Origin of the sequence: Paenibacillus sp. WLX2291, assembly GCF_046603665.1 — a bacterium.
Lineage (GTDB): Bacteria > Bacillota > Bacilli > Paenibacillales > Paenibacillaceae > Saccharibacillus.
Map to the genome: position 1 here is coordinate 1,448,580 of NZ_CP176755.1, position 16,655 is coordinate 1,465,234.

Sequence of the window (16,655 nt, forward strand, 5' to 3'; positions counted from 1 at the left end):
GAAGACAGTCAACTGCATATGCGCTTCAATTATGAGCGCCTTTATACTTGATACGCCGTGCACCCATTATCGGGCAGCACGGCGTATCATTTGGTTGAACACTTCTGATAGAACGAGACCGAGTGCAATCGACCCGGATAACATGGCAGCCTGAGCAGCCAGTGCAGTAGCTTCAGCATAATTATTTTCCACAAAATGACGCATGGAATTGTACGCCAATCCACCAGGAACGAGCGGAATCACACCGGCAACGCTGAAGATGATCACCGGCGTTTTATAAATGCGTGCGAAGATCTGGCTGATACCGCCTACAATAAAAGTAGCAAACAGCGTCGCTGCAATCGGATCAATATGCTCATACAGCAAAATATACACCATCCACCCCAGCATACCGGAGATTCCACATTGCAGCAGCGAACGTCGCGGCGCGTTGAACAGAATACCGAAACCGGCGGAAGCGATAAAGCTGGTCGCAAGCTGAGCCAGCATGTACATAATAACCTGCCTTTCTGTCCAGACCTGCTGGAGCTACACAAATGTCAAAATAATCGCGACGCCCGCACCGATCGCAAAGGCGGTCAATAGCGCATCCGCGCCTTTGGAGATACCGGAGACGAGATGACCCGCCATCAGATCGCGGATAGCATTCGTAATGAGCAAACCCGGCACCAGCGGCATAACGGAGCCGATGATGATTTTGTCCAATTCGCGTCCGATATGAAACTCGACAAAGATCGAAGCCAGCAGTCCAATCGCAAAGGCAGCAGACAATTCAGCAAAAAACTTCACTTGTACCCATTTATGCAAATACAGTGCTGCTGTATAGCCGACAAATCCGGCAATGACCGACGGGATAAAATCTGCCCAGCCGCCCTGAAACATAATTGTAAAACAGCCACTGGCAATAGCAGCAGCCAGCATTTTCAGCCAGGTCGGATATTCCGGCGGGCCTGCCTCAATCACTTTTAGCAGGGTATATGCATCGACAGCGCTCAATTCGCCGCTGCTGATGCGGCGTGAAATATCGTTGACCTGCGCGATTTTGTGCAAATCGGTGGTGCGTTCATCGATACGTACCAGTCGTGCGCTCTCAGCGCCCGTTGTAGAAAACATGATCGCTGTCGGCGTAACATAGCTGTGCGCGCCGGGCATGCCGGACGCCTCAGCGATTCGGGTCATCGTATCCTCTACCCGATACGTTTCCGCGCCGCTTTGCAGCATAATTTGCCCAGCCAGCATACATGTATCCATAATCTCATTAATCGCCCGGCTGAACGTTGACGGTTGATCCAAGCCCATTCTCCATCCTCTCCTGAACATTCATCTATCACATTATGCGTGATCTTTCACAATCATTCAATCCTTAGCATACACAATCCTGCGCAAACTATTGCAAAAAGAACTGGATTGCTGAAAACGTCTGCAAATCCTTGAGAACCATCATGTGCTACATGGGATGTAAACAATTGCCATGATATTCCCCAACTTTTCTCACATTTCGTGTCTAAATTCAAAAATTTGTATGATTTTTTTGGGAATATCCAATAAAAAATCTTTCTTCTTGGAGCGGGAGGGGTATAATGTTATGTAATCCACATCATCCAGCGAACAAGGGAGGAAAGAAAGATGGACAAGGTGTTACATGAGAGTAAGGTACTGGAGGAAGTGTTCAAAAGAGGGTTTCACCTGGAGCAGGTCAAATTCCGCAGAGGCCAGAGACGCAATCTTGCTTTTTATACCGAGTCTATCGGGGAACTGCGCGTGACCACAGGTAAAATCGTGGCCGATGATCCGTACAGCCTGATACAATCCACTCCATTTGTGCAGGAATTCCCTAAAGGATCTTTCCCGGTAGAGCTGTCGATTGCTTGCATTACCGATCCGGCGGAGCAGCGTGAGAATCGCCAGATTCCTGTGGACGAACGGGTTGCTTTTGCCCGTGTTATATTCAGTGATGCGCCAGTCGCACGCTGGGAAGGTGCAGAGCGCGAATTTAGCCCTGAAGCCGATCCGTACAATTTGTATGAGCAGGCGCGCTGGGGATTTGCTGTCGATTCTGGCACTGGTAGTTATCTGGATGCTCGCGCTTATCGTTGGTTGGCTGAGCAGCAGGAGCTGGACAATCCAGAATTGGCACAGGAATTGATGGATGCTTGGGAGGCGGCAGCGATCGAAACCTTCCGTCCTGTCCGCAGCTGGTTAGTGACTGAACTGGATACCGGCGATAATATGGCGCTATTTTCCAGTGGTTTTGGCAATGGTGTGTATCACAGCTATATTGGCTATGCTGCTGATGGTAGCTGCGCCCAGTTAGTGACTGATTTTAACGTATATCCTGATTAATGACATGTAGAGAGACAACAATATAATAGCACGATCAACAGGCACCGTCGGAGAAGTGATTCATCCGGCGGTGCCTGTTGTAATAACTAGCATAGCCACTTACAATACATTGAGATGTTAGGGAAAGGGGAGTTGGAGATGAGTAATCTGGATAGAGCCATTATCGTTGCAACACGCGCCCATTCTGGTCAAACGGATCGCGCTGGACAGCCGTACATTTTGCATCCATTGCGGGTGATGCTGAAAATGAGTTCCGAGGAGGCTCGAATCGTCGCCGTCCTGCATGATGTGCTGGAAGACACGGACGTAACCGCCCATGACCTTGCTGCCGAAGGCTTTTCCGAGGAGATTGTGGATGCCGTTCAGGCGATGAGCCGTCGTGAGGGAGAGGATTATCACGATTTCGTCCGACGTGCCAAACAGAATTCGATTGCCCGTACGGTCAAGATCGCGGATATTGAAGATAATATGGACCCGTCGCGTAACACCGAGCCGTCTGTAAAAGATATGGAACGACTGAGCAAGTACGGACGTGCACTAGATGAATTGATGACAGAGACGCAAGCGGCGCATTGAGCTGATTGTATCATCATTCGCATTGGATAATAGAGACTACGCAATAACATGCGTGGTCTCTTTATTTTGTCTTTAAAAATATATTTCCAATTCATGTATAATTTTGATGATATTTCGACTTTTTACGACAAAAAACAGCTAATTAAAGTCATTTGTCCGACCGATAAGTAATTAAACAGTTGTTTAGTTAATTATTTATATTTCATCGGTCAAAGGGGCTGCCAGCAGCATGAAGAAAAATAAAGAAAATCTAACAGCCAAAAAGGTTATACACCTCGCCAGCACGTCTATTCTGGCTACCGGTCTCGCAGCTGCGCCAGGCGTAACACAGGCACAGAGTGTAACGACATCGTCTGCAACCTCTACTTCTTCCTACAGCGTCAGTACCGATCAGCCAACCGTCTACACTGGTGATTCCATTGCCTATTTCAAACAGCAGTTTTTTAAAAGTTCTTCCAAGCTGACGCATGGTGAGAGCGGGTCGGTTCCGATTGCTCGTGCAATGAGCTTTGCTGTGAAAAAATCGGCAGTGCTGACGGCTCAATTGCAAGCGAGTGATGAAGATAGCGACGATCAATTGACGTACCATATCGGTAGTCAGCCTGCTTCGGGAACGCTAACACTGAATGCGAATACCGGCAATTTTACTTACAATGGCGCTAGCGCAGGCACGTATACCTTTACCTATTATGTGACCGATTTGCAAAATCATACATCCGATCCGGCAACGGTAACGATTGAAGTGAAAAAGGACAAAGACAAAGATACGACATCGTCCAGCTCTTCATCAACACCATCAACTCAGCCGCAAACGACTACACCATCCAGCCCATCCACAACAACTACGACTTCAACTGCAAGCGGCACGACAACGATTGATGCAGTACATTCTGGCACCAGCACCGATAGCGCACGTACACGAGGAGCAGCGGTTCTGGCTCCACAATCTAGTGAGCAGCAGGCAGTATTACAGGTACTGACCGATCAGATTCGTCAATCGGTCAGCGATTCTCAAGTCAACAAAACCGTAACGATCGACGCCTCCGCTGTCAAAGGTAAACAACAATACCAGATCAACTTTAGCGGTGCTGTTGTGCAAAGTCTGTTATCCAAGCAAAATGGCTTTGCTGTTAAAACGGGCGATGTGAGCATCTATATTCCATCCTCGGCTTTGAACAAGCTAGTACAAAATGAAAAGCTGAACACCTCGGATCAGGCAAACTGGGTGATCAGTGCACAGAAAGTAGCCGCTCCTGCTAACGTGGCTGGCGCAGTAAATGGCACCGCATATCAGGTGAGTGTACAGGTTGCTAGTGGTGACCAACAAACAATGGTAAATGATTATGCTAACCGGTATATCCAGCTCGGCGTAGCCGTACCAGATGCCGCAGGTAGTGGCAATGATTATGTAGGCATGGCGACCGATACCAATGGCAATTCCTACGTTGTGCCCGTTACGTTTGACGAGAATGGGAATGCTTCTGTGCATGCACTGGAAGGCGCAACTTTACAAATTGTCAAAGTAACAGCACCAATTGCTAACAGTAGCGATTCCTCACAACTGCAATTACTGAAACAAAAGCAGATCGTGCCACAGGTACAACAGACTGATGTCAGCGGCAATTCTGCAATGACACGCGGCGAATTGGCGCAATATCTCGCATCGGCGCTGGGCATCAATACAAGTCAATCTACGGGCACATCATCGTTTACCGATCTGGCATCGGATACACCGGAAACGCGCGCGATTCAAGCTCTGTCTACAACGGGTATTCTGAAAGGCATATCCGGCACGGAATTTGCACCGGATCGCGTAATCAGCCGTGAGCAGCTTGCTGTGATTCTGACGCGTGCCGCCAATGTATATGGATTGGGTGAAGGTGCGGCAACAAGTATAACCACACCAACGACGAACTCAGCTGCTAGTCAATGGGCAAAAGCCGAGCTTCAACAGGCGCTGAGCGATGGCAATGCTTCCGGTATTGTATCTTCCGGCGATTCCGCGCTGACAGCCAACCCGGTTGTCACGCAAAATGAAGGAGCCGCTACACTTGTAAAATGGCTGCAAAACAATCAATTGCTGAATTCCTGATCGAACCTTGTACACTGTACATTTCGTACGGATTTGGCAACAGCAATAGACAACACTGAACTGCACAATGTGCATAACCAAAAGAGCCTCTGCTACGTTGAATACTTTCAACAGCAGAGGCTCTTTGTAATGATTGTATTTTGTAATGGTAGTATGTTGTATCGGTGGTATAGAGTAAGCGTACATGTTCCATCTGAATTGAAGATATATCAGATCGTAATATTCAGAATCGCATCTGACTCATACGGCGATTATGACTTCGGAAGTAGCGACAGGGCATACGGCACAGCATACTTTGCAACTTCAAACGAATGGAAGGAGTTACCGATCCGGTTGAAATTTGCTTCAAATAACCAGATGTTGCGTTCGCGATCAATGCCAATATCAATGGCTACTTCGGGGAACCGACGTTTGAGTAGCGGCTCCAGATAGGCGGCAACACCGGTAGCCAGCTCGCGAATGCGTTGATCCATCGTACCGCCTTGCTTCTCGCCATATTCCAGATTGAGAAACCAATCCCATTTGGTCGCTACCCGTAACGTCTGCTCATGATTGGTCACCTTGCGATATGCAGATACCGCGACATAAGGCTGTACAAACGCCACATCCCACTGACCATCCGCTACTTTCATCACATGGGTTCGCAGATGAAACGGATAATACTGCCCGGTCGAACTATCGACAAACCGCTGTAAAATATAACCCTGTCCAATCGTCATCGATACAAATTGCTGTAATTGCTCGGTATCCAGCTGGTGTAAATACGACTGATCATACACTTCGTAGCCATCTTCCAGCTGCCGAATATTGAAAATATGCTGTCCATGCGACCCGGTATCCGGCTTCAGCACGGTATATTGATGCTTCTGGATGAACCGGACGATGCTTTTCGGATGTACAGATTCATGAAACGGGATCAACAGAGATTGCAACGGTTCTGGTGCTTGTTGCAGCAAGCGATAAATATGCATTTTGCTCATGGAGCCACTTTTCAGTTCATGGGTAGCAGGAATATGTGCCAATTCACTGTACATGCGCGAATAAGCGGCAATGCCGCGCTTTTTCAAGCGGTCGAATAATACGTCAGGATACGGACAATCGTATGCCACCCAGCGAGAATGCTCCCATACATAGCCGAGCAATCGTTGTTGTGGATAGAAAATATCACCAGCATATATACGCACCAGTATAGCGTCATGCAATCGGGCAACCGCTGAACAGGCTTCGATAAACAGATATTCTGTATCGTCCGCTTGTTGCAGAGAAAGCAAGCCGATCACCTGAGGATTCGTCGGCAACTTAGGTAGAGCATCCAGCAACAGATGACGCTGAGATAAATGGACAGCATAAGCGACCGCATGTTCAGCACGTTCTGCTTCATGCTCTCGTGTCTGCGGCGCAGTGTTAGCTTCGTAAAACCACCATTTGCCCTGCTGATCCAGCGCTACATCCAGCCCCAGCTCATCCAGCGGATAATCATACAATCCATCGATATCCTGTGCCAGCTGCAAGCCCAGTTCTGGCAAACGGGCGATATAATCGTCGGCATGCTGTGGATAGTGTTGCTTGATCCATGCTGTCCAATCGGCTGTTGCCCCGCCCTGTTCCAGATTGCTTGTTACTGCGCCGGGCTGTCCATAACGTACATATAATCGTGTCAACTGCATCGTACCATCCTGCCCGCGCTGCACATGAATGCGAAAATCAAATGGACGTCCATCCTCAGTGACACTTTGAATATACGGCTGCATCAGATACGTTTGGCGCTCCAATAGCGGCTCGGCAAGTCGGCGCAATCCGTCCATTTCCAATAGCAATGCTGTATTGCCTGTTTTCCAGCTATACTGGTCATTGTCCGTCAATCGTACTCGAACGATATGCTGTCCTTGCCGTCCCTGATCTGGCTTTAAGATCAGATCGCGCTGCTGCTGCAACAATTGCAGCATACTGTCGATGCCCGTGCAGACAGTGGTTGGCACAATCCAGTCTCTCCATTGCGGTAACTCGCTCAGCATGTCCTGCACCTTTTGCTTAGTATGAATAGGATGGGAAGTGAACGTGACTAGTCGATTCAAACGCTGTTCCACTGGAGAACGTTCAGCAGGTAGACGCGCCATTTCGTTCATCACAATCTCCGGCAGTGGACACTCGCGCAGAAGCCAATTGCCAGCTTGCTCTGGATCAGGAATCATCGCTTGCACGGTTCGCTGCTCCAGATCAATTCCATCTTCGTCAAAAAAGAGTAGCTGCACATGTTGCCGCTGCGCTGCTTGTACAAGTGCTTCTACACGCCCGGCAGGTAGTAGATGTAAAGGATGTACCGCATGATAAACCCCGATATCCGTCATAATCATTCTCCTCGATTAAAAATAAAACGTTGTACAGCAGGCAGGTGTTGCCACACAATCAGCAAGCACAGACTGTGAATCATTGAGAGTATCCCATCTATCCTGTCATCCATGATCGTTGGATACAGGAAAGGAGAGCACTATGCTCTCCTTTTTCTTGTGATCCCGTTCATTTGATCCAGTTCGTTGGTGACTACATCGTTGTACCGATGCAGATCAACCGGTTTATTTTACATCTGCTGGATACACAAGCCCCAACTGCTTGCGTGCGTCTTCCATAATCTCTGCTGTAATCAGGGAGCTTTCCCATGAAGCGATCTCTGATTCCTGTCGTCCATCCGCAATCAGATCGAGGAATTCGCGGATTTCGTAATACATGGGCGGCTCGTACTGCGTCACATGCAGATTCTCGGCGAATCCACCGCGATACGTCATCACGATCTGATTCGGCTCACTAATCTTGTCAATGCGAATGCTGCCCAGCTCGCCCTGAATTTCGGATGGCAGGGAGGAGTCGGTGATTTTGGAATACATAATGACCGCATCCATATCGTCGTACGAAGCGATAATACTGCCTTCACCATCTACACCAGATTCCAGCATGACGCCTGTTGCGCGTACCGTATTCGGACGACCGAATAGTACTGCTAGCGGATAGATGCAATAGACGCCAAGATCCATTAACGATCCGTTGGAAAATTCCGGACGGAACGCATTTTGAATATTGCCTTCTTTGTACGCATCATAACGAGACGAATATTGACCATAATTAGCAAAATAACGTCGTACCTGTCCCAGCTTCGGCAAACTATTATGCAGCGCTACGAAATTCGGCATCAGCGCCGACTTGATCGCTTCCATCAGCGCTACACCATTGCGGCGCGCCGCGTTAATCATGTCTTGCACTTCTGCCACATTAGATGCCAGCGGCTTCTCACACAGCACATGTTTGCCATTGTCCATACATTGAATCGCTTGCTCTGCATGCAGCGAGTTGGGGCTGGCAATATAAACCGCATCAATGTTACCGCTATCCAACATCTCCTGCAAATCAGTGTAGTGATGCGGGATGTCATATTTCTGTCCAAATTGCGCAGCCCGTTCACCGGTGCGCGAATACAGTGCAGTCAGTTCAAAATCCTCATTGCGTTTTGCAGCCTCAATAAAACGCTCTGTAATAAAGTTTGTGCCAATGATACCAAAGCGGACCATACCATCGCCCTTTCTGTAGTGTATAGATTGTAGTAGATCGCCAGCAGATCAGGTTGTTGCCATCAGCAGAAAACGATGCTGCCTGACATCCCAGTATCCGTGCGATTGCATGTGCAAATGAATGGAATACAGTCTATCCATGTAAAATGCGGGTTTAAACCCATCGATCTGCCATTCTACTGCTTTTAAATAGTATACGACAGCACCGATATCATAAAAACGCTGAATCGGAAATTGCTCTTCTGTACGAAGAATACGAAAATCATGTTCTTTTAATTGTTTGATAGCATAATCTAGATTCCAGTACTGAAACGCCGAGTTGGCGGGCGCATCCAGAGCTGTATTTATATCTAGACAATCCTGTCCTCCCACCTGCTGAGTAACAAATAATGAACCCGATTGCATGATACGGCGCAGTTCGGCAGGATCGTATGATTCATGGCGGTTGATTACCAGATCAAATTGATGATCGGCAAAAGGCAACTCGTGATCATACTGGAAAGTTTCTACCTGCACACCCAGCGGTTCCAAGCGTTGTCTGGCAAGGATGACGTTAGGAGCATAAGCTTCGGTTGCATACGTATGAGCAGGCAACGGACGTAACATAGATAGCATTTCTCCGCCACCCGTTCCCATATCCAGCATGCAGTTGGAAACAGGTAGATGTTTCAATAGCAGACTTGTATACGACCAGTTTAAAGGTTCGCTGCTTATGCGATCAGTATCACTAATCCAAGCAAAATCCCACCCTGAAAAATGTTGATCGTAATGTTCAATTAATTGTTCAAACTCCAGCAGATTATTCATCGTATATCATCCTCCACAATCTAATTTTATAATCCGTTTTCCATATGTTGAACAAAATAACGGAGAAGTGGAGGTGATCGAGCGAGAGGCAATGCTGTCGTCTTCTGAATAGTACGTTTTTATATCGGATGTGCTGTGGAATGCGTATACAGAATTAGATTCATTATAGCTCTCCTAGATTGTGATGAGATTATAAACCATTGACAGTCTGATTTCGTTATAAAACGAAATGTCTGAATCTACATTAGCTGGCAATGCAAAGTATCTATCCATTATAACTGAGTAAACCGTACGCTGACAAAGTGTTATTTGGTACCGTTTTCGGCAAGTATAGAAACAAATATAGAAAAAGCTGATATATACGCCTATTTCATCATAAATTTCGATAAGGAGGACAGTATAAATCTCTTCTTTTCATATTGAATAAAATGATCAATGCTGATAAAGTTCATTCATAACTTAGTATTTAGGTAGGAATTATAGGTTAACGAATAGTGTAGTAAGAAGTAGGGTAGGACTGGGACAGGCAATCAAATGACAAAGATGGGGTGTTGGGTTTGAAAAAGACAAAAGCATATGCACAAAAAGGCAGATTTTTCCGTATTCAAACTGCTGGCGTATTGTCAGCCATACTTTTGTTCACGTTGGTTTTAAGTGCTTGCGGAAATGGGTCCACCGACAGCAACGCTTCTTCCGGTAGTGACGGCAAAGGTTCGGTCGAGCTGCTGAACGTATCGTACGACCCGACGCGCGAACTGTATGAGGAATACAACAAAGCTTTCCAGACGTACTGGAAAGGTAAAACAGGTCAGGAAGTGACTATTAAGCAATCGCATGGTGGTTCTGGTAAACAAGCACGCGCAGTCATCGACGGATTAAAAGCCGATGTAGTCACACTGGCACTTGGTTACGATATCGACGCCATCGCTGAAAAAGGACTGCTGCCAACCGACTGGCAAAGCAAATTTGAGCACAACAGCTCTCCTTACACATCGACCATCGTCTTCCTCGTACGCAAGGGCAATCCAAAAGGCATCAAAGACTGGAACGATCTGATCAAACCGGATGTACAGGTTATCACTCCGAATCCCAAAACGTCCGGCGGTGCACGCTGGAACTATTTGGCGGCATACGGTTACGCATTAGAGCAGAACAACAATGATGAAACAAAAGCGAAAGCATATCTGTCTGAGCTGTTCAAACACGTACCGGTACTCGACACTGGCGCACGCGGCGCTACAACTACCTTTGTGGAAAAAGGCATTGGCGATGTATTGATCGCTTGGGAAAATGAAGCCCTGCTGTCGCAAAAGGAACTGGGACCAGATCAATTTGAGATTGTGTATCCGTCGATTAGTATTCTGGCAGAACCGCCAGTAGCTGTCGTAGACAAAGTAGCCGAACAGCACGGCACGCAGGAAGTAGCGAAGGCGTATCTGGAATATCTGTTCTCGGATGAAGGGCAGGAGATTGCGGCGAAGAACTTCTATCGTCCGATCAACGAGAAGATCGCTGCCAAATATAAAGATACCTTCAAGGATATGAAGCTGCTGACGATCGACAAAGACTTTGGCGGCTGGAAAAAAGCACAGGAAACACATTTCAGCGACGGTGGTGTATTTGACCAGATTTATACACCGGGTTCTTGATCTGTAATACAAAAGCGCATACGTTCAGTATGAACATGAATAGATGTGAATAACAAGCAATAGCAATGGACAGGAACAATCAGCGAAACACGGCTGCGACATACGTTGCAGCTGTAGCTGTTTACAGGGGGGAAACAGATGAGTACAAAAGCAGCTATACAGCCAGGAGCGTCCTCGCGCCGGGTTCGCAGCATCTTGCCGGGCTTCGGGTTGTCGATGGGATTTACGATTATCTACCTCAGTCTCATCGTGTTGATTCCGCTAGCTGGATTGGTGATCAAAACGACCGAGTTAAGCTGGAGCGGCTTCTGGGAAACGGTCACGGCAGCGCGCGTGCTAGCTTCGTACCGGGTGAGCTTTTTGACAGCATTTGCGGCTGCGCTGGTCAATCTGGTATTCGGTCTGCTGCTGGCATGGGTGTTGGTACGTTATCGGTTTCCCGGCAAACGATTGATCGACAGTCTAATTGATCTGCCATTTGCGTTGCCGACGGCTGTGGCGGGCATTGCACTCAGTACGATCTATGCGCCCAACGGCTGGATCGGTCAACTGGTGGCACCGCTCGGTATTAAGATCGCTTATACACCGCTCGGTATTACGATTGCACTGATCTTTATCGGGGTGCCATTTGTCGTTCGGACGGTACAGCCGGTATTGCAGGATTTGAATAAGGATACTGAAGAAGCAGCGGTGATGCTGGGCGCATATCGGTTGAAGATTTTTTTCAAAGTCATTTTACCCGAATTGTGGCCAGCATTGTTGACCGGATTTGCGCTTGCTTTTGCACGGGGCATTGGAGAATACGGTTCGGTCGTATTCATCTCCGGCAATATGCCGCTCAAGACAGAGATTGCGCCGCTGCTCATTATGACCAAGCTGGAGCAGTACGATTATGCGGGTGCAGCGGCGGTGGCGCTAGTTATGCTTATGATTTCATTTATTTTGCTGCTATTGATCAATGTACTGCAATGGCGAATCAATCGCAGTGCAGTAGAGGGGAGGTAAAGGATGGGGGGAGCACAATTGTCAGCCAAATCGGTATCTTCCCGCAGGCAACCTCGCCATATTACCGAGTCGGCTGGGATTCGCTGGACGTTAATCGGTATTGCGCTGTTATTTCTAGTATTAATCGTCGTTCTGCCATTGGTCTGCATTCTGATCGAAGCGTTCAAAAAGGGCTGGGAAGTGTATGAAGCCGCGGTCATCGATCCCGACGCACTGTCAGCGCTGCGGCTTACGTTGCTCATTACAGCGATTGCGGTTCCGCTCAATACGTTGTTCGGTATTGCAGCAGCATGGGCGATTAGCAAATTCCGTTTTCGCGGTAGAAATGCGCTGATTACATTGATCGATATTCCATTTGCAGTCTCGCCGGTTATTTCTGGTCTGGTGTATATTTTGCTATTCGGGGCGCAGGGATTCCTCGGTCCATGGCTGGATGAACACAATATTCAGATTGTATTCGCATTACCGGGGATGGTGCTGGCGACGATATTCGTGACCTTGCCGTTTGTCGTTCGCGAGTTGGTGCCGCTCATGCAAGCGCAAGGCACACAGGAAGAGGAGGCGGCAGTCAGTCTCGGTGCACGCGGTTGGCAGATTTTCTGGCGGGTGACGTTGCCGAATATCAAATGGGGATTGCTATACGGGATCGTGCTGTGTAGTGCGCGCGCGATGGGTGAATTTGGTGCGGTGTCGGTCGTATCCGGTCATATTCGCGGGGAAACGAATACACTACCGCTGCATATTGAGATTCTATATAACGAGTATCAGTTTGCCGCTGCTTTTGCCGTATCGTCGATTCTGGTGTTGCTGGCATTAATTATTCTCATCTTAAAATCAGTGCTGGAATGGAAAATGGATCGCGCTACGCATCAGTCTTGATTGATCTGCTCTACTCTATAGTAGAAATTGTATAGCAGACACGTTATTCAGATCAGCATACGTATACCACTTGGAAGCGCTTGTAAAATAAATATGCCGACACACGTTTTAACGATAGGCAAGCCTCTGCTAAATGGGTAATAAGTGGATAATGCCTGTTGAAGGAGGGAATTCATGTGAAGGTAGAACAAGCTGAATTGAACACCGTTTCATGGGACGAGCCGCTTCGGCGGATTATGGAACAGCTGGCCCGTTCGGAACCGACGCCGGGCGGAGGCAGTGTTGCTTCCATCGTCGCTGCATTAGGAGCAGCAATGACCTCAATGACGGCAAACTTTTCCCAAGGTGAGGGATATGAACATATACAGCAGCATGTGGCACAGGCTCTACAGGATATGGAGTACATTTCCACAGCATGCGAATGGTTAATGGCAGAGGATATTGAAGCGTTTGGTCAATATATCGAAGCTTTGCAATTGCCCAAATTAACACCAGATCAGCAGGAGGAGCGTCGACAGACGGTGCATGAGACACGTATTCAGTCGATCGACACGCCACTGCGGCTGATGGAATGCTGTTTGTATGGGATGTACAGTGCTGCACCGCTGATCGACGTATGTAATCGTACGGTATTGTCGGATATTGGCATCGGGATTATTCTGTTTGAAGCGGCGGCGCATAGTTCATTGTTGACTGTGAATATCAATCTGGTCACATTGCATGACGATGATCTGAAGCAGGCATATGCTGGTTATGCAACCGTCCTGATGAACAAAATCACTGACCGTAAAATGGAATTGCTAGAACAGGTACAACGCCGCATTCATGAGAATGCCTAATATGAAAAGGCGTGACATCATAGATTGCAGATCGTCCATACAGATCATTCATATGGATGAAAAGACTGGCGAAACATAGCCGAATATCAATGGTGGATCGTACAATCAGACAAGACAATGATAAAAGCCCCTTACTCGTTGCCGCCAATCTTCCATGGCTGTAAACGATAAGGGGCTTTGTATGTTAGCTGTTGTAGCAATGGATCATTTAACATCCAGCATCATCTACCACGTTTCTATATACGCTGTACCGTCAGTCATATTGCTAGTCCAACTTGTTGCCAAACGCATAATTGCCATGATACTCGCGGTAATATTCCTTGTCTCTCCACTCCGACACCATCTCGCAGCTACCTACATACAGAATATCATGTCCACGAATCAACCATTCCAGTCCATGCTCTGGTTCCCATTCACATTCCAGCTCCAAATGCAGGACTGGATCAGCGGTTTCGGCAGTATATTCTTCTGGAAATGCCGGGATTTCCATGCTCATCGGAGCGATATATTGCAAAATATCCTCCGGCTGCTGGATCACTAGCGGCGTCTCGCCAACATACGCGCAGAAGTCGATACAGTAATCATAGCTATACCGATACAACTGCTGCAACAATGCCGGACTCAGCGCCTGAAACGCCTGTGCACAACGCTCGGCATACATTAATGGGATATCCGGCTCAACCGCATTCACCTGAATCGGCTGTCCAAAGAGTGAACTGTCAAACAGAGCGCTCAGGTATCCTTGTGTTTCGGTGATTTCTTTTAGCAACGCAGCTGGCAACTTCGTTCACTCCTTAACCCATATTTTTCCCATAATAAATCTCGTTCATTTCTCGTGTGAGCCTGTCAGTAATATGCTGCTGCTCTTCTGGAGATAATGAGTCGCTGGTATATCCGAACAGATAATTATCCAGATCGAATTCTTTGCGTTTACATTTTGTATGGAAAATATTCTCTTGATAAATATTCACATCAATCATCTGATACAGATCCTGTACCTCAGCTGGAATGAAATTCTGAATCGAGCTAATATCATGATCGATAAACAGCTTGTTGCCTTCGATATCGCGTGTAAATCCGCGCACAAGATAATCGATGGTCATAATATCCGTATCAAAGGAATGAATCATAAAATTAAGCGCCTTGAGTGGGGAAATCTCGCCGCAGGTGGAGACATCAATATCCGCACGGAAGGTGCTAATACCCTCATCAGGATGATATTCAGGATACGTATGCACTGTAATATGGCTTTTGTCGAGATGAATTAGTACATGCTCTGGCAGCGGTCCCGGCGACTCTTCAAAAGAAGCATTCGGCGCTGTCTCGACCGGACCTTCCGAGATCAGCATCGTGACGCTGGCACCTTGCGGTACATAATCCTGCTTGGCGATATTCAGTACGTGCGCACCGATAATATCCGACACATTGGTCAGAATACCGCTAAGTCGATCCGCATTATACTGCTCGTCGATATATTCCAGATACGCTTCGCGCTCCTGCTTGGTGCGAGTATAACAAATGTCGTACATATTGAAACTGAGTGATTTGGTCAGATTGTTAAAGTTATGCAGTTGAATACGCTGCTGTTTGGTCAAGCCCACAATCATTACCTCCCATTCGTAAAATGTACGTGGATACAGATGATGTTATTGTTCATTTACCCAATGAATGATCTATTCCGACTGTGAAGATGGTATCGTAAACGTTCCCGCTGTCTGCGAATGCGAGAGTGCACTATGTAAAAAAGCGCGAATCAATGGATGAACGACATTGCGAAATGCGGATCGCTCAGGTTGAAACAGCGTCCCGACGTAAAACGGATGATTCTCCAACTCGGCAATGCGTGCTTCTCCATTCCAATCCCTGCCAGTGATAGCAAACCCTTGCTCAGCAAATAGGTCTACATACTGCGCATTCAAACCGTAATTGCAGATACCATATTGCTCACTAATCTCTGTCATGCCGTATATCGTAGCAATCTTAGAATGCGGCTTCAGCGTAAAATGGTGGGTCTGTTCATTGACGGAACAGGTGAGCGGAGTCACGATTAACGTATTGGCTTCTGGATTGGATTCGGCATGATCAGCTTCCTGTAAATGCAGTACATGACGGGCAAATTCAATCAGCAGATGCTGATAACCACCGCATGTTCCAAGGGTAGGAATCTGTTGCTCACGCGCATATCGAATCGCTTGCAATGCGCCTTCCATATGAATATAGGGTGTAGCCGGAGCTGCCCAGACTGCATCGTAACCAGATAACAAAGAAATTGTTGTGTTGTTCAATTCTGGCGTGGGCAACCACTGTAATTCTGCTTGACACTGCAAATGTTCTGCTGCCAAAGCGATTGCTTGTGGAATGGCAATATGCGCTTTTGCTTCTGGTTGATAGTCGCCGATAATAGCAATTTTGAGCATAAAAAAGAGACCACCTTTCCATTCAGGAATGCTGCCGTATCGTTCGGGCAGTTAGATTAAAACGTTATTGTAATGGAAGAATGAAAGGCAGTCAAAACTTGCGGATCAATAGTGATACGATCCAGCTGTACTCCAGCGGCTACGGTAGTTACGTTTGCAACGGCTCCCTATTTTATATTCCTGTGTTGAGGTTGCCGTCAGTGATGCTGGCGAGATCGATTCATGACGGTGATCCGATTGTCGTTCAGCAGCAGATACGTATCTTTTCCTGTCTGAATCATGATCCGATCCCTTGTACTATACGGTGTATGCAGCAGGGTAGAGTGGCATTCCGAGCATAGGATGTCTTGATCCAGCGTTACGTAGACGGCTTCATGCAGAGGGATTTCCAGCTTGGACTGCTGCCAGTCAATGGTCAGCTGATTGTCATCGCGGGCAATTTTGATACCGGTCATGGCAATTCCTCCTTCTGGTTCAACAGAATGGTC

General features: G+C 47.4%; 16 protein-coding genes. 7 read left to right on the forward strand and 9 right to left on the reverse strand.

The genetic code is table 11. The annotated features are described in order from the left end of the window. Positions 1-66: 66 nt before the first annotated feature. Positions 67-489 carry a threonine/serine exporter family protein gene (locus ACDE64_RS06255; protein WP_411349372.1) on the reverse strand — a complete coding sequence of 141 codons (423 nt, stop codon included), beginning with the start codon at positions 487-489 and terminating at the stop codon, positions 67-69. 39 nt (positions 490-528) lie between these two features. After that, positions 529-1,299: a threonine/serine exporter family protein gene (locus ACDE64_RS06260; protein ID WP_411349373.1), complete on the reverse strand. Its 771-nt coding sequence runs from the start codon at positions 1,297-1,299 to the stop codon at positions 529-531. A gap of 327 nt (positions 1,300-1,626) precedes the next feature. On the opposite strand from ACDE64_RS06260, the gene ACDE64_RS06265 reads away from it, so the two are divergent. From ACDE64_RS06265 to ACDE64_RS06275, 3 genes are all read left to right on the forward strand, one after another. Further along, positions 1,627-2,343, forward strand: coding sequence for a DUF4241 domain-containing protein (locus tag ACDE64_RS06265; protein WP_411345625.1), 717 nt, complete (start codon positions 1,627-1,629; stop codon positions 2,341-2,343). 138 nt (positions 2,344-2,481) lie between these two features. Then, a complete protein-coding gene (locus ACDE64_RS06270; protein ID WP_411349374.1) occupies positions 2,482-2,919 on the forward strand; it encodes an HD domain-containing protein in 438 nt (145 codons plus the stop codon). 229 nt (positions 2,920-3,148) lie between these two features. Beyond that, on the forward strand, positions 3,149-5,011 hold the full coding sequence (locus tag ACDE64_RS06275; RefSeq protein WP_411349375.1) for an S-layer homology domain-containing protein: 1,863 nt from the start codon (positions 3,149-3,151) through the stop codon (positions 5,009-5,011). Positions 5,012-5,262: 251 nt separating this feature from the next. Here the strand turns inward: ACDE64_RS06275 and ACDE64_RS06280 are convergent, their stop codons facing one another. The 3 genes from ACDE64_RS06280 to ACDE64_RS06290 form a co-directional block, all read right to left on the reverse strand. After that, positions 5,263-7,359 carry a YheC/YheD family protein gene (locus tag ACDE64_RS06280; RefSeq protein WP_411349376.1) on the reverse strand — a complete coding sequence of 699 codons (2,097 nt, stop codon included), beginning with the start codon at positions 7,357-7,359 and terminating at the stop codon, positions 5,263-5,265. A 225-nt stretch (positions 7,360-7,584) separates the two neighbouring features. Next, entirely contained in the window at positions 7,585-8,571 is a 987-nt protein-coding gene (locus ACDE64_RS06285; protein WP_411349377.1) for a Gfo/Idh/MocA family protein, read from the reverse strand. A gap of 48 nt (positions 8,572-8,619) precedes the next feature. Next, a complete protein-coding gene (locus tag ACDE64_RS06290) occupies positions 8,620-9,378 on the reverse strand; it encodes a class I SAM-dependent methyltransferase (RefSeq protein WP_411349378.1) in 759 nt (252 codons plus the stop codon). 557 nt (positions 9,379-9,935) lie between these two features. Between ACDE64_RS06290 and ACDE64_RS06295 the strand changes: the two genes are divergently transcribed. The 4 genes from ACDE64_RS06295 (at position 9,936) to ACDE64_RS06310 (ending at position 13,750) form a co-directional block, all read left to right on the forward strand. Then, entirely contained in the window at positions 9,936-11,027 is a 1,092-nt protein-coding gene (locus tag ACDE64_RS06295) for a sulfate ABC transporter substrate-binding protein (RefSeq protein ID WP_411345630.1), read from the forward strand. 138 nt (positions 11,028-11,165) lie between these two features. After that, entirely contained in the window at positions 11,166-12,032 is an 867-nt protein-coding gene (cysT, locus tag ACDE64_RS06300) for a sulfate ABC transporter permease subunit CysT (RefSeq protein ID WP_411349379.1), read from the forward strand. A gap of 3 nt (positions 12,033-12,035) precedes the next feature. Next, on the forward strand, positions 12,036-12,911 hold the full coding sequence (gene cysW, locus ACDE64_RS06305) for a sulfate ABC transporter permease subunit CysW (protein ID WP_411349380.1): 876 nt from the start codon (positions 12,036-12,038) through the stop codon (positions 12,909-12,911). 176 nt (positions 12,912-13,087) lie between these two features. Further along, the gene (locus ACDE64_RS06310; RefSeq protein WP_411349381.1) at positions 13,088-13,750 is read left to right on the forward strand and encodes a cyclodeaminase/cyclohydrolase family protein; all 663 of its coding nucleotides are present in this window, start codon (positions 13,088-13,090) and stop codon (positions 13,748-13,750) included. Positions 13,751-14,015: 265 nt separating this feature from the next. On the opposite strand, the gene ACDE64_RS06315 is transcribed toward ACDE64_RS06310, so the two are convergent. The 4 genes from ACDE64_RS06315 to ACDE64_RS06330 form a co-directional block, all read right to left on the reverse strand. After that, positions 14,016-14,531 (reverse strand): DUF6985 domain-containing protein, encoded by a 516-nt coding sequence (locus ACDE64_RS06315; protein ID WP_411349382.1) that lies wholly within the window; start codon positions 14,529-14,531, stop codon positions 14,016-14,018. A gap of 13 nt (positions 14,532-14,544) precedes the next feature. Next, the gene (gene speD / locus ACDE64_RS06320; RefSeq protein ID WP_411349383.1) at positions 14,545-15,357 is read right to left on the reverse strand and encodes an adenosylmethionine decarboxylase; all 813 of its coding nucleotides are present in this window, start codon (positions 15,355-15,357) and stop codon (positions 14,545-14,547) included. 66 nt (positions 15,358-15,423) lie between these two features. Beyond that, positions 15,424-16,167 (reverse strand): glutamine amidotransferase-related protein, encoded by a 744-nt coding sequence (locus ACDE64_RS06325; protein ID WP_411349384.1) that lies wholly within the window; start codon positions 16,165-16,167, stop codon positions 15,424-15,426. A gap of 197 nt (positions 16,168-16,364) precedes the next feature. After that, positions 16,365-16,622, reverse strand: coding sequence for a hypothetical protein (locus tag ACDE64_RS06330; protein WP_411349385.1), 258 nt, complete (start codon positions 16,620-16,622; stop codon positions 16,365-16,367). Positions 16,623-16,655 lie beyond the last annotated feature (33 nt).

Coding starts and splice junctions, on each gene's coding strand:
- ACDE64_RS06255 (WP_411349372.1), bottom strand. CDS start 489: ATGCTGGCTCAGCTTGCGACCAGCTTTATCGCTTCCGCCGGTTTCGGT.
- ACDE64_RS06260 (WP_411349373.1), bottom strand. CDS start 1,299: ATGGGCTTGGATCAACCGTCAACGTTCAGCCGGGCGATTAATGAGATT.
- ACDE64_RS06265 (WP_411345625.1), top strand. CDS start 1,627: ATGGACAAGGTGTTACATGAGAGTAAGGTACTGGAGGAAGTGTTCAAA.
- ACDE64_RS06270 (WP_411349374.1), top strand. CDS start 2,482: ATGAGTAATCTGGATAGAGCCATTATCGTTGCAACACGCGCCCATTCT.
- ACDE64_RS06275 (WP_411349375.1), top strand. CDS start 3,149: ATGAAGAAAAATAAAGAAAATCTAACAGCCAAAAAGGTTATACACCTC.
- ACDE64_RS06280 (WP_411349376.1), bottom strand. CDS start 7,359: ATGACGGATATCGGGGTTTATCATGCGGTACATCCTTTACATCTACTA.
- ACDE64_RS06285 (WP_411349377.1), bottom strand. CDS start 8,571: ATGGTCCGCTTTGGTATCATTGGCACAAACTTTATTACAGAGCGTTTT.
- ACDE64_RS06290 (WP_411349378.1), bottom strand. CDS start 9,378: ATGAATAATCTGCTGGAGTTTGAACAATTAATTGAACATTACGATCAA.
- cysT (WP_411349379.1), top strand. CDS start 11,166: ATGAGTACAAAAGCAGCTATACAGCCAGGAGCGTCCTCGCGCCGGGTT.
- cysW (WP_411349380.1), top strand. CDS start 12,036: ATGGGGGGAGCACAATTGTCAGCCAAATCGGTATCTTCCCGCAGGCAA.
- speD (WP_411349383.1), bottom strand. CDS start 15,357: ATGATTGTGGGCTTGACCAAACAGCAGCGTATTCAACTGCATAACTTT.
- ACDE64_RS06325 (WP_411349384.1), bottom strand. CDS start 16,167: ATGCTCAAAATTGCTATTATCGGCGACTATCAACCAGAAGCAAAAGCG.
- ACDE64_RS06330 (WP_411349385.1), bottom strand. CDS start 16,622: ATGACCGGTATCAAAATTGCCCGCGATGACAATCAGCTGACCATTGAC.